The organism is Pseudomonas sp. Pseusp18 (assembly GCF_059506005.1).
The window spans coordinates 2,811,712-2,827,596 of the sequence record NZ_CP169240.1 but is presented as its reverse complement, the minus strand read 5'-3'; the positions used below and the strand labels follow the sequence as shown (position 1 = coordinate 2,827,596).

The following is a 15,885-nucleotide window of genomic DNA, read 5'->3' as shown; positions in this document are numbered from 1 at the left end:
ATCTATCTGCGCCCTCCGCACCCTGCTACTTGAGCCTGACTCACGCGCTGGCGGTTAAAGCCCGAGGGAGCATCAGCGGCCTGTGCTCATTCACAAACGGAATATGGGCAGCACGCCTTCGCGTCCTCATCCCGTTTCCCCTCCCAAGTAGGCCGAAACTCCCACCCCGCTTGGGAGTATCGGCCGATGTGCAATTCCCGGCGATTAGTCATAGTTGCAGAGGTCAATGGTCCGACCTCGATGACCGCAATGGCTCAGGAGAAAATCATGACTATTCGCGAGCAAAACTCATCGCTAACGAGCGATCCGACTTCCCTCAACTTAACGTCACTTACGGCCAACGCGCTGAGCGTTACGCCCGGCGCAAACGTTACGCTGGATGAAACGGCCGGGTTGCAGAACCTCACCGCCACGCCAACCCCCGCGGGAGACGCTGACGACAACGACATTCTGCTGGCCTCTCTACCTTCGGCCTTCTCTACCCGTTTGACCGCACTGGGTGCAGGTACCGCAACGGGGGCGGCCTTGAGCGGCTATACCGGTGCCGCGGGCAACACCGGCAGCAATGCATTCACCCTCACCGACCCGTCCGGCGTTACCGATATCCGCTTCGTCGACAGTGCTGGCGCACCGCTCAATGGCCTGGATAGCGGACTGGATACTCTCGATGGCACCAGCATCCTTCTCTATACGGATACGAGCAACAACAATATCGTTGTGGGCCGAGCCGGTGGCCCAGCCGGCGCGATCGTGTTCGCTGGCTATATCGAAGAAACCGGATCACCGGTCTCGGGCGGCAAGATCTGGACCGTGGAGTACCAACCGCTCAAGCATCCAGATGCAACGAACCCCGATGATTCGCTCAATCTGCAGGATAAGGTGTTCATCGGAGTCACTCAGGATCTGGGATTCAGCCTGGCCGGTGCGCCCTCTGGTCAGAACCTGTTCCTGATGTTCACGAAAGCGAACCCGACCGTTGTCAATGATGGTGGTGTCATGCGGATCACCGATCCCACCATCATCGCCACCGGCAAGGACCCCGCAGACGAGTCAAGCGGCGCCAAGATAAACACTGGCGACACGATCAATACCAGCCAGGGCGGTGGGCCGACCACCATCGGCACCAACAACCAGATGATTACGGAACAGGAAGGCATCCGCTTTTCGTTCGTCACCGGTGCCCGGCAGGATGTGACCGTTCCCAACCTCAGTCAGACCGAAGCCGATGTTGAGTCCAACATCGACTTTACCAGCGTCTACAACACGACATCGGCCAATTTCGACATCGTGCAGTTGCAAAGCGGCAAGAGTGCCGTGGTAAAAGTCAGCGCATTCAACACCGCAGCTGAACCTGGCGCGAACTTCGTCAACGGCTATGCGAATGACACGCCGGTTGCCATCACCAATGTTCAAGTCATCAACAATAGTACCGGGCTGGTGATCGAAAATTCCGACGGTTCGGTGAATGATCCGACCATCACCATCAGCTTCACGGGTGGGGTTGCGACCATTACCGGCGTTAAAGCCGGCTACCAGATTGAATACACCACGACATCGAATCACAACCGCGTGCTCGTCGAGAACGGCGCGGCCCTCGACGCCAGAGGCGATAACCACGCCGATTTTGATATCGGCGGCTTCTCGCTGCGCCAAGCCTCTAGCGCGACCGCCGAAATCGGCTCCAAGATGATCTTCGAAGACGACGGGCCGAGCGTCAGTGCGACCGGAACGGAACCAACGCTGACGGTCGATGAAACAGTACTGACCACCGATGCCACCCAGAACTTCGCGGCTAACTTCAGCTCGGCGTTTGGCGCTGACGGTGCGGGTACGCTGACCTATGCGCTGGGCGTGGTAGCAGGCGGTTCCGGGCTGACGGATACGGCCACCGGTGAGGCCGTCAACCTATCGCTCAACGGCACCGTGGTCGAAGGCCGCACCGCCATCACCAACCTGCTGGTGTTCACTGTCAGTGTCGCCGCCAACGGTGACGTCACCCTCGACCAGATCCGCGCCGTGGTGCATCCCGACGCGACCAATCCGGATGATTCGAAGACGCTGACCTCGGACAACCTGGTGACCCTGACCGCCACCATCACCGACAAGGACGGCGACAGTGCCCATGCCACGCTGAACATCGGGCAGAACCTGGTGTTCAAGGATGACGGGCCAAGCATCAGCAGCACCGGCACGGAGCCAACCCTGACGGTTGACGAAACGGTACTGACCACCGACGCCACCCAGAGCTTCGCGGCTAACTTCAGCTCGGCGTTTGGCGCCGACGGTGCGGGCACGCTGACCTATGCGTTGGGCGTGGTAGCCGGTGCCTCCGGACTGACCGATACGGCCACCGGTGAAGCGGTCAACCTGTCGCTCAACGGCACCGTGGTCGAAGGCCGCACGGCCACCACCAACCTGCTGGTGTTCACTGTCAGCGTGGCGGCTAATGGCGACGTCACCCTCGACCAGCAACGGGCCGTGGTGCATCCCGATGCAACCAATCCGGATGATTCGACCAGTCTGACCTCGGACAATCTGGTGACCCTGACGGCCACCATCACCGACAAGGATGGCGACAGCGCCCATGCCACCCTGAATATTGGACAGAACCTGGTGTTCAAGGACGACGGACCGAGCATCAGCACCACCGGCACGGAGCCAACCCTGACGGTTGACGAAACAGTACTGACCACCGACGCCACCCAGAGCTTTGCAGCGAACTTCAGCTCGGCGTTTGGCGCCGACGGCGCGGGGACGCTGACCTATGCGCTGGGCGTGGTAGCCGGAGGCTCCGGACTGACCGATACGGCCACCGGTGAAGCGGTCAACCTGTCACTCAACGGCACCGTGGTGGAAGGTCGCACGGCCACCACCAACCTGCTGGTGTTCACTGTCAGTGTCGCCGCCAACGGTGACGTCACTCTCGACCAGCAACGGGCCGTAGTACATCCCGACCCAACCAATCCGGACGATTCGACCAGTCTGACCTCGGACAACCTGGTGACCCTGACCGCCACCATCACCGACAAGGACGGCGACAGTGCCCATGCCACGCTGAACATCGGGCAGAACCTGGTGTTCAAGGATGACGGGCCAAGCATCAGCAGCACCGGCACGGAGCCAACCCTGACGGTTGACGAAACGGTACTGACCACCGACGCCACCCAGAGCTTCGCGGCTAACTTCACCTCGGCATTTGGAGCTGACGGTGCGGGCACGCTGACCTATGCGCTGGGCGTGGTAGCCGGTGCCTCCGGACTGACCGATACGGCCACCGGTGAAGCGGTCAACCTGTCGCTCAACGGCAGCGTAGTGGAAGGCCGCACGGCCACCACTAACCTGCTGGTGTTCACTGTCAGTGTCGCCGCCAACGGTGACGTCACCCTCGACCAGCAACGGGCGGTGGTGCATCCCGATGCAACCAATCCGGATGATTCGACCAGTCTGACCTCGGACAATCTGGTGACCCTGACGGCCACCATCACCGACAAGGATGGCGACAGCGCCCATGCGACGCTGAATATTGGACAGAACCTGGTGTTCAAGGACGACGGACCGAGCATCAGCACCACCGGCACGGAGCCAACCCTGACGGTTGACGAAACAGTACTGACCACCGACGCCACCCAGAGCTTTGCAGCGAACTTCAGCTCGGCGTTTGGCGCCGACGGCGCGGGGACGCTGACCTATGCGCTGGGCGTGGTAGCCGGTGCCTCCGGACTGACCGATACGGCCACCGGTGAAGCCGTCAACCTGTCGCTCAACGGCAGCGTAGTGGAAGGCCGCACGGCCACCACCAACCTGCTGGTGTTCACCGTCAGCGTGGCGGCTAATGGTGACGTCACCCTCGACCAGCAACGGGCCGTGGTGCATCCCGACCCAACCAATCCGGATGATTCGACCAGTCTGACCTCGGACAACCTGGTGACCCTGACGGCCACCATCACCGACAAGGATGGCGACAGCGCTCATGCCACGCTGAATATCGGCCAGAACCTGGTGTTCAAGGACGACGGACCGAGCATCAGCACCACCGGCACGGAGCCAGTCCTGACGGTCGATGAAACGGTACTGACCACCGACGCCACCCAGAGCTTCGCGGCTAACTTCAGCTCGGCGTTTGGCGCCGACGGTGCGGGCACGCTGACCTATGCGTTGGGCGTGGTAGCCGGTGCCTCCGGACTGACCGATACGGCCACCGGTGAAGCGGTCAACCTGTCGCTCAACGGCACCGTGGTCGAAGGCCGCACGGCCACCACTAACCTGCTGGTGTTCACTGTCAGTGTCGCCGCCAACGGTGACGTCACCCTCGACCAGCAACGGGCGGTGGTGCATCCCGACCCAACCAATCCGGATGATTCGACCAGTCTGACCTCGGACAATCTGGTGACCCTGACGGCCACCATCACCGACAAGGATGGCGACAGCGCTCATGCCACGCTGAACATCGGCCAGAACCTGGTGTTCAAGGACGACGGACCGAGCATCAGCACCACTGGCACGGAGCCAACCCTGACGGTTGACGAAACGGTACTGACCACCGACGCCACCCAGAGCTTTGCGGCTAACTTCAGCTCGGCGTTTGGCGCTGATGGTGCGGGTACGCTGACCTATGCACTGGGCGTGGTAGCCGGTGCCTCCGGACTGACCGATACGGCCACCGGTGAAGCGGTCAACCTGTCGCTCAACGGCACCGTGGTCGAAGGCCGCACGGCCACCACTAACCTGCTGGTGTTCACTGTCAGTGTCGCCGCCAACGGTGACGTCACTCTCGACCAGCAACGGGCCGTCGTGCATCCAGACCCAACCAATCCGGATGATTCGACCAGTCTGACCTCGGACAATCTGGTGACTCTGACCGCCACCATCACCGACAAGGACGGTGACAGTGCCCATGCCACCCTCAACATCGGCCAGAACCTGGTGTTCAAGGACGATGGTCCAAGCATCAGCACCACCGGCACGGAGCCAGTCCTGACGGTTGACGAAACAGTACTGACCACCGACGCCACCCAGAGCTTTGCAGCGAACTTCAGCTCGGCGTTTGGCGCCGACGGTGCGGGCACGCTGACCTATGCGCTGGGCGTGACTGCCGGCCCGTCGGGGCTGACGGATACAGCCACCGGTGAAGCGGTCAACCTGTCACTCAACGGCAGCGTAGTGGAAGGTCGCACGGCCACCACCAACCTGCTGGTGTTCACCGTCAGCGTCGCCGCCAACGGTGACGTCACTCTCGACCAGCAACGGGCCGTGGTGCATCCCGATCCAACCAATCCGGATGATTCGACCAGTCTGACCTCGGACAACCTGGTGACGCTGACCGCCACCATCACCGACAAGGACGGCGACAGCGCCCATGCCACGCTGAACATCGGCCAGAACCTGGTGTTCAAGGACGACGGACCGAGCATCAGCACCACTGGCACGGAGCCAACCCTGACGGTTGACGAAACGGTACTGACCACCGACGCCACCCAGAGCTTTGCGGCTAACTTCAGCTCGGCGTTTGGCGCTGATGGTGCGGGTACGCTGACCTATGCACTGGGCGTGGTAGCCGGTGCCTCCGGACTGACCGATACGGCCACCGGTGAAGCGGTCAACCTGTCGCTCAACGGCACCGTGGTCGAAGGCCGCACGGCCACCACTAACCTGCTGGTGTTCACTGTCAGTGTCGCCGCCAACGGTGACGTCACCCTCGACCAGCAACGGGCCGTGGTGCATCCCGACCCAACCAATCCGGATGATTCGACCAGTCTGACCTCGGACAACCTGGTGACCCTGACCGCCACCATCACCGACAAGGATGGCGACAGCGCCCATGCCACCCTGAACATCGGGCAGAACCTGGTGTTCAAGGACGACGGACCGAGCATCAGCACCACTGGCACGGAGCCAGTCCTGACGGTCGATGAAACAGTACTGACCACCGACGCCACCCAGAGCTTCGCGGCTAACTTCAGCTCGGCGTTTGGCGCCGATGGTGCGGGTACGCTGACCTATGCGTTGGGCGTGGTAGCCGGTGCCTCCGGACTGACCGATACAGCCACCGGTGAGGCGGTGAACCTGTCACTCAACGGCACCGTGGTCGAAGGCCGTACGGCCACCACCAACCTGCTGGTGTTCACTGTCAGTGTCGCCGCCAATGGTGACGTCACCCTCGACCAGCAACGGGCCGTGGTGCATCCCGACCCAACCAATCCGGATGATTCGACCAGTCTGACCTCGGACAACCTGGTGACCCTGACCGCCACCATCACCGACAAGGATGGCGACAGCGCCCATGCCACCCTGAACATCGGGCAGAACCTGGTGTTCAAGGACGACGGACCGAGCATCAGCACCACTGGCACGGAGCCAGTCCTGACGGTCGATGAAACAGTACTGACCACCGACGCCACCCAGAACTTCGCCGCCAACTTCAGCTCGGCATTTGGCGCCGACGGTGCGGGTACGCTGACCTATGCGTTGGGCGTGACTGCCGGCCCGTCGGGGCTGACCGATACAGCCACCGGTGAGGCGGTGAACCTGTCACTCAACGGCACCGTGGTCGAAGGCCGTACGGCCACCACCAACCTGCTGGTGTTCACTGTCAGTGTCGCCGCCAACGGTGACGTCACCCTCGACCAGCAACGGGCCGTGGTGCATCCCGATCCAACCAATCCGGATGATTCGACCAGTCTGACCTCGGACAACCTGGTGACCCTGACCGCCACCATCACCGACAAGGATGGCGACAGCGCTCATGCAACCCTGAACATCGGGCAAAACCTGGTGTTCAAGGACGACGGACCGAGCATCAGCACCACTGGCACGGAGCCAGTCCTGACGGTCGATGAAACAGTACTGGCAACCAACGACACCCAGAGCTTTACCGCCAACTTCAGCTCGGCGTTTGGCGCTGATGGTCCAGGCACGCTGACCTATGCACTGGGTGTGGTCGCGGGCGGCTCCGGGCTGACCGATACCGCTACCGGCCAAGCGGTGAATTTGTCGCTTAACGGTACAGTCGTGGAAGGCCGCACGGCGATTAGCAACGATCTGGTATTCACCGTCAGCGTCGCCGCGAATGGCGACGTTACCCTCGACCAGATCCGCGCCGTGGTACATCCCGATACCACCAATCCCGATGATTCGAAGACGCTGACTTCGGACAACCTGGTGACCCTGACCGCCACCATCACCGACAAGGACGGCGACAGCGCCCATGCCACGCTGAACATCGGCCAAAACCTGGTGTTCAAGGACGATGGTCCAAGCATCAGCACCACCGGCACGGAGCCAACCCTGACGGTCGACGAAACGGTGCTGGCCACCAACGACACCGAGAGCTTTACCGCCAACTTCAGCTCGGCATTTGGCGCTGACGGTGCGGGTACGCTGACCTATGCACTGGGCGTGGTCGCGGGCGGTTCCGGGCTGACCGATACGGCTACCGGTGAGGCGGTGAACCTGTCACTCAACGGCACAGTGGTCGAAGGCCGTACGGCCACGACCAACCTGCTGGTGTTCACGGTCAGCGTCGCCGCCAATGGTGACGTCACCCTCGACCAGATCCGGGCGGTGGTGCATCCCGACCCAACCAATCCGGATGATTCGAAGACGCTGACTTCGGACAATCTGGTGACCCTGACCGCAACCATCACCGACAAGGACGGCGACAGCGCTCATGCGACGCTCAACATCGGGCAGAACCTGGTGTTCAAGGACGATGGGCCAAGCATCAGCACCACTGGCACGGAGCCAACCCTGACGGTCGACGAAACGGTACTGGCGACCAACGATACCAAGAGCTTCGCGGCTAACTTCACCTCGGCATTTGGCGCTGACGGTGCGGGCACGCTGACCTATGCGCTGGGCGTGGTGGCCGGAGGCTCCGGACTGACCGATACCGCCACCGGTGAGGCGGTCAACCTGTCGCTCAACGGCACCGTGGTCGAAGGCCGCACGGCCATCACCAACCTGCTGGTGTTCACGGCTAGCGTGGCCGCGAATGGCGACGTCACCCTCGACCAACTCCGGGCGGTGGTGCATCCCGACCCAACCAATCCGGATGATTCGAAGACGCTGAGCTCGGACAATCTGGTGACTCTGACGGCCACCATCACCGACAAGGACGGCGACAGCGCCCATGCGACCCTCAACATCGGCCAGAACCTGGTGTTCAAGGACGACGGTCCATCACTCGCGTTTGGCAACCTGATCGGAACCGGTAGCATCCTCCCACAACAGGGATACTGGGATCATTCAACCGGAGCCGACGGACTGGGTGCAACAGGTCTGGATATTTCGTTGGTGAATAACCAATTCACCCTCGTCAGGCCAGACAACACGACCACCACCGGCACCGGCACGCTCACCGAGCAATCGCCCTCACCGGACGTCAACGGCGCGTTCCACTTCGCAGGGACTCTGACCGGTGATTTCGACAACAACGCCGCCACCGCGAATACCAGCGTTGACTACACGCTGACCGCCTTTGCCAATGGCACTTATGCCCTGGACCTGGTGCAAGGCTTCAGTTCCGAGATCGTGCTCAGCAGTGCCGACGGTTCGCTCAGTGCCGGCGGCCCTGATCCGGTGCGCACCTTGTTAATCCCGCCGCAGAATCCGCCGACTATTCCTTCGCCATCTGAGGAGATCGTGTTCTTTTCCGCGAAGGCAACGGCGTCGACTGCGGACATCCTGACCGGTATCGGGCTTGGAGCCCCCGACCCCACCGAAGCCCAGCTACAGACCAACCCCCTGCCGTCGTACATCGACCCTGCGGCCATGAACGTCAGCACGTCCGGCATCGGCATCGCCAATAACCTGTTCCAGGGAGACAACCTGGCGGCCATCAGCAATGCCGATGAAAGCTTCGTGATCAACCCGGAAAGCCTGCTGACGAGCATGAAGGTCTTCATCGACAACTCCGTGGGGGGTTACGACACGGCGACCGAGGACCTGTACTACAGGGCCTTCTACGAGGATGGCACGTTCTCGAACCTGATCGAGGTGAACACCGTGACACCGGAGGCCGGTGGACAGGTGTCCTTCCTCATTCAGCAGCAGGGCACGAAGTTGATCGACGCGGTTCAGCTCACGATGGGCCGAGGCGAGATCAAGATCCCGGTGATCGAGTTCACTCATGAGACCGAGAGCCTGGCCAGCGATGTCAAGCTGGCGTTCAACGCGACGCTGACAGACAAGGATGGGGACTCGGCGACGAGTACGTTCGACGCCAACCTGTTCGCCAACGACTTGGGCACCACCTTCGACTTCACGCTGGTGGGCACGAGTGGTGAGCGGGATGCCTTCAACATCGACTTGTCACTTCCTCAAAACAAGTACCAGATCACCGGCTTCGATGCGAGCGCAGGGCTGCGCGACACGCTGGTGCTCAACGGCGACCAGAACGCCGTTGTCCAGTCGATCGACAACAGCGGCGCCAACAGCGTCGTGACGGTTGCCGAAACGGGCGGACAAGTCACGACCATCACCTTGGTCGGGGTTGATGTTCTGAATACCGACATTGTCCATGGCAGCGCCTGAGGCAGCGCGTGCGTGAAAGGATGCGAGGGTGGTGGAAACCACCCTCGCATTTTTTTGCACTGCCAATATCAGATCCGCACGGATCGCATTCGTTGTGAGCGCTCTAGCACCACAAGCCTTGAACACTGGCCCCCTGCGGCCAGGCCTGCGACGAGGACGACTAGTCTGAAACTCCCAGCCCGCGTGGGAGTTTCGGCTGATGCGTAATCCCCGGTGCTTCTCCATAGTCGACCAAAGGTCAACGGTCAGGCCTCGATGACCGCACTTGCTTTGGAGAAAATCATGGCTGCTATTGGCGAGCAAAATTCATCGCTAACAAGCGATCCTGCCCTCCTGTACATTCCGACCCTCGACTCAGTGGTGACAACATCGGTTACCACCAATGCCATGAGCGTCGTGGCCAGCGGCGCGAGCGTCACGCTGGACGAAACGGCCGGGTTGCAGAACGGCACTGCCACGCCAAGCCCTTTGGGAGATGCGGATGACAACGACATTCCGTTGGCGTCCCTGCCCTCGACTTTCTCTACCCGTTTGACCGCACTGGGGGCAGGTACCGCCTCGGGGGCGGCCTTGAGTGGCTACACCGGTGCCGCGGGCAATACCGGCAGCAATGCGTTCAGCGTCACCGCTGACCCCGGAGCAAATATTACCGATATCAGTTTCGTCGACAGCGCCGGCGTACCGCTCAATGGCCTGGATAGCGGACTCGATACCCTCAATGGCACCAGCATCCTTCTCTATACCGATACGAACAACAACATCCTTCTGGGCCGAGCCGGAAGCGCAACCGGCGCGATCGTGTTTGCAGCCTACATCGAAGAAACCGGATCGCCGCTCTCGGGCGGCAAGATCTGGACCGTGGAATACCAACCGCTCAAGCATCCGGACGCTAGCAACCCCGACGATGCGGTCAATCTGCTGAACAAGGTGTTCATCGGAGCCGCCCAGGACGCGGAGTTCAGTCTGGCCAATGCGCCGTCGGGCCAGCAGTTGTTCCTGATGTTCACGACCATGGGCGCGACGGCCGATGTGAACGGCCGGATTCCCGGTGTCTCGATCGTCGTCACCGGCAGGGATCCGCTGGATCAGTCGGCAAGCAGTGCTGCCATCACCAGCGCCGACACGGTCAACAGCAGCCAGGGCGGCGGCAGCACGACCCTGGGCACCAACAACCAGGCAATCACCGAACAGGAAGGCCTGCGCTTCAGCTTCGTCACCGGCGCCAAGGCGGACTTCACAATCCCCAACCTGAGCCCGAGCGAAGCGGGTGTCGAACAGAACATTGACTTCACCCAGTACTTCGGCGCCCGCTCCGCGACCTTCAAGGTCGTGCAGGAGACGGGCGGCACGACCGCGAAGCTCTTGCTCACCGCCGTCAAGAACGCTGACAACGTCAGCGGGTCGCAGAGCGGTGTCAACTTCGTCAACAGCTACGCCAATGACAGCACCGAAAAGGTCGCGATCACCAACGGCAGTGTCACCGTGAAGACGTTCGCGGGTGCCCCCGTCAGCGGCGTCGTCATCACCTACAACGCCGACGGCACAGTGCTGATCACCGGTGTTCCGACCGACTCGCAGATCACCTACAGCACGGCGACCGACCACAACCGCGTGATGATCGAGAACGCCGGGTTGCTGACCGACAAGAACGGCGACAAGACGCACGCTGACTTCGACATTGGCGGCTTCAAGGTGCTGCAGTCCACCGCGTCAACCGCTGAGATCGGCTCCAAGATGATCTTCGAGGATGACGGGCCAAGCATCAGCACCACCGGCACCGAGCCAACACTGACGGTCGACGAGTCGGTGCTGGCGACCAACGATACCAAGAGCTTTGCGCCTAACTTCACTTCGGCGTTTGGTGTTGACGGCGCGGGTACGCTGACCTATGCGCTGGGCGTGGTGGCGGGCGGCTCCGGGCTGACCGACACGGCCACCGGTGAAGCGGTCAACCTGTCGCTCAACGGTACAGTGGTGGAGGGCCGCACAGCCACCACCAACCAACTGGTGTTCACCGTCAGCGTCGCCGCCAATGGCGACGTCACCCTCGACCAGATCCGCGCCGTGGTGCATCCCGACGCGACCAATCCGGATGACTCTAAGACGCTGACCTCGGACAGCCTGGTGACGCTAACCGCGACCAAGACCGATGGGGACGGCGACAGCGTCCATGCCACGCTCAACATCGGGCAGAACCTGGTGTTCAAGGACGACGGACCCAGCATCAGCACCACCGGCACGGAGCCCACGCTGACGGTGGACGAAACAGTGCTGGCGACCAACGATACCCAGAGCTTTGCCGCCAACTTCAGCTCGGCGTTTGGCGCTGACGGTGCAGGTACGCTGACCTATGCGCTGGGCGTGGTCGCGGGTGGCTCCGGGCTGGTGGACACGGCCACGGGCCAAGCGGTGAACCTGTCGGTTAACGGCGGCGTGGTGGAAGGCCGCACGGCCGCAAGCAACGATCTGGTGTTCACGGTCAGTGTGGCCGCCAATGGCGACGTCACCCTCGACCAGCTCCGCGCTGTTGTGCATCCCAACACGACCAATCCGGATGATTCGAAGACCCTGACTGCGGACAACCTGGTGACGCTGACGGCGACCAAGACCGACAAGGACGGCGACAGCGCCCAGGCCACCCTCAACATCGGGCAGAACCTGGTGTTCAAGGATGACGGGCCGAGCATCAGCACCACCGGCACGGAACCAACGTTGACGGTCGACGAAACGGTGCTGGCGACCAACGATACCAAGAGCTTTGCCGCCAACTTCACCTCGGCGTTTGGCGCTGACGGTGCGGGTACGCTGACCTATGCGCTGGGTGTGGTGGCGGGTGCCTCCGGGCTGACCGACACCGCCACCGGCCAAGTAGTGAATTTGTCGGTTAACGGCGGCGTGGTGGAAGGCCGCACGGCCGCGAGCAACGACCTGGTGTTCACGGTCAGCGTCGCCGCCAATGGTGACGTCACCCTCGACCAACTCCGCGCCGTGGTGCATCCCAACACGACCAATCCCGATGATTCGAAAACGCTGACGTCGGACAGCCTGGTAACCCTGACGGCGACCAAAACCGACAAGGACGGCGACAGCGCCCAGGCTACCCTGAACATCGGGCAGAACCTGGTGTTCAAGGACGACGGGCCAAGTATCAGCACCACTGGTACGGAACCGACGCTGACGGTAGACGAAACGGTGTTGGCGACCAACGACACCAAGAGCTTTGCCGCCAACTTCACCTCGGCGTTTGGCGCCGACGGTGCGGGCACCCTGACCTATGCGCTGGGCGTGGTCGCGGGAGGCTCCGGGCTGACGGATACGGCCACGGGCCAGGCAGTCAACCTGTCGCTCAACGGCGGCGTGGTGGAAGGCCACACAGCGATTAGCAACGACCTGGTGTTCACGGTCAGCGTCGCCGCCAATGGCGACGTCACCCTCGACCAGATCCGCGCTGTGGTGCATTCCGTCACGACTAACCCCGATGACTCGACGAGCCTGACCTCGGACGATCTGGTGACCCTGACGGCAACCAAGACCGACAAGGACGGCGACAGCGCCCAGGCAACGCTCAACATCGGGCAGAACCTGGTGTTCAAGGATGACGGGCCAAGCATCAGCACCACCGGCACGGAACCTACGTTGACGGTGGACGAAACGGTGCTGGCGACCAACGATACCAAGAGCTTTGCCGCCAACTTCAGCTCGGCGTTTGGCGCTGATGGCGCCGGCACCCTGACCTATGCACTGGGCGTGGTCGCCGGTGGCTCCGGGCTGACCGATACGGCCACCGGTGAGGCAGTCAACCTGTCGCTCAACGGCGGCGTGGTGGAAGGCCGCACGGCCACCACCAGCCAGTTGGTGTTCACGGTCAGCGTCGCCGCTAATGGCGACGTCACCCTCGACCAGATCCGCGCCGTGGTGCATCCCGATGCGACCAATCCGGATGATTCGAAGACCCTGACCTCGGACAGCCTGGTGACGCTGACGGCGACCAAGACCGATGGGGACGGCGACAGCGCCCAAGCAACGCTCAACATCGGACAGAACCTGGTGTTCAAGGATGACGCCCCCAGCATCAGCACCACCGGCACGGAACCGACGCTGACGGTGGACGAAACGGTGTTGGCGACCAACGATACCAAGAGCTTTGCCGCCAACTTCAGTTCGGCGTTTGGCGCCGATGGCGCCGGCACGCTGACCTACGCGCTGGGCGTGGTGGTGGGTGCCTCCGGGCTGACCGATACGGCCACCGGTGAGGCAGTCAACCTGTCGCTCAACGGTGGCGTGGTCGAAGGCCGAACGGCCACCACCAACCTGCTGGTGTTCACCGCTAGCGTCGCCGCCAATGGTGAGGTCACCCTCGACCAGATCCGCGCCGTGGTGCATCCCAACACGGCCAATCCCGATGATTCGAAGACCCTGACTGCGGATAATCTGGTGACGCTGACCGCGACCATCACCGACAAGGACGGCGACAGCACCCAGGCGACCCTCAACATCGGCCAGAACCTGGTATTCAAGGACGACGGACCGAACATCAGCACCACCGGTACGGAGCCGACACTGACGGTCGACGAGACGGTGCTGGCGACCAACGATACCAAGAGCTTCGCGGCTAACTTCACCTCCGCGTTTGGCGCCGATGGCGCCGGCACGCTGACCTATGCACTGGGCGTGGTGGTGGGGGCCTCCGGGCTGACCGACACGGCCAGCGGCCAGGCGGTGAACCTGTCGCTCAACGGCGGCGTGGTCGAAGGCCGCACGGCCACCAGCAACTTGCTGGTGTTCACGGCCAGCGTCGCCGCCAACGGCGACGTCACCCTCGACCAGCTCCGCGCGGTGGTGCATCCCAACGCCAGCAATCCCGATGATTCGACGACGCTGTCGGCGGACAACCTGGTGACGCTGATAGCGACCAAGACCGATGGGGACGGCGACAGCGCCCAGGCCACCCTGAACATCGGGCAGAACCTGGTGTTCAAGGACGATGGCCCTACACTTGCCTTCGGCAACCTGATCGGGACCGGTAGCATCCTTCCACAACAAGGGTACTGGGATCATTCGAACGGAGCCGACGGACTGGGGGCAACCGGGCTGGATATTTCGTTGGTGAATAACCAATTCACCCTCGTCCGGCCAGACAACACGACCACCACCGGGACCGGTACGCTCACCGAGCAGTCGCCTTCACCGGACGTCAATGGCGCGTTCCACTTCGCAGGGACGTTGACCGGTGATTTCGACAACAACGCCGCCACCGCGAATACCAGCGTCGACTACACGCTGACCGCCTATAGCAATGGCACCTATACACTGGACCTGGTGCAAGGCTTCAGTTCGACGATCGTGCTCAGCAGTGCCGATGGCTCGCTCAGTGCTGGCGGCCCGGATCCGGTGCGCACCTTGCTGATCCCGGCGCAGAATCCGCCGACTATTCCTTCACCCTCCGAGGAGATTGTGTTCTTTTCCGCCAAAGCAACGGCGTCGACTGCGGACATCCTGACCGGCATCGGGGTCGGGAAACCCGACCCCACCGAAGCCCAGCTACAGACCACCCCCCTGCCCTCGTACATCGACTCGGCGGCCATGAACGTCAGCACGTCCGGCATCGGCGTCGGCAATAACATTCTCCAGGGAGACAGCCTCGCGGCCATCAGCAACGCCGATGAAAGTTTCGTGATCAATCCGGAGAGCCTGCTGACGGGGATGAAAGTCTTCATCGACAACTCCGTGGGGGGGTACAACACGGCGACCGAGGACCTGTACTACAGGATCTACTACGAGGATGGCTCGACCTCGAACCTCACCGAGGTGAACACCGTGACGCCGGAGGCCGGCGGACAAGTGTCCTTCCTCGTTCAGAAGCAAGGCTCGCTGCTGATTGACGCGGTTCAACTCACGATGGGCCGAGGCGATGTCAAGATCCCGGTGATCCAGTTCATTCAGCAGACCGAGAACCTGGCCAGCGATGTCAAGCTGGCGTTCAACGCGACGCTGACGGACAAGGATGGGGACTCGGCGACGAGTGCGTTCGACGCCAACCTGTTCGCCAACGACTTGGGCACCACCTTCGACTTCACGCTGGCTGGCACGGCCGGTGAGCGGGATGCCTTCAACGTCGATTTGTCATTCACCCAAAACAAGTACCAGATCACCGGCTTCGATGCGAGCGCAGGCCTGCGCGACACACTGGTGCTCAACGGCGACCAGAGCTCCGTTGCCCAGATCGACAACAGCGGCGCAAACAGCATCGTGACGGTTACCGAAACGGGCGGACAAATAACCACCATCACCCTGGTCGGGGTCGATCTGCTGAGTACTGACATTGTCCATGGCAGCGCCTGAGGCAGCGCGCGC

At 62.1% G+C, this 15,885-nt stretch carries 2 protein-coding genes; both read left to right on the top strand.

Annotated elements, in window-relative coordinates; genetic code table 11:
- Nucleotides 1-267 precede the first annotated feature (267 nt).
- The gene (locus ACEN9A_RS12745; protein WP_258673856.1) at nt 268-9,531 is read left to right on the top strand and encodes a DUF5801 repeats-in-toxin domain-containing protein; all 9,264 of its coding nucleotides are present in this window, start codon (nt 268-270) and stop codon (nt 9,529-9,531) included.
- 282 nt (nt 9,532-9,813) lie between these two features.
- Nucleotides 9,814-15,873 carry a DUF5801 repeats-in-toxin domain-containing protein gene (locus ACEN9A_RS12740; RefSeq protein ID WP_258673854.1) on the top strand — a complete coding sequence of 2,020 codons (6,060 nt, stop codon included), beginning with the start codon at nt 9,814-9,816 and terminating at the stop codon, nt 15,871-15,873.
- The last annotated feature ends 12 nt before the right edge of the window (nt 15,874-15,885 follow it).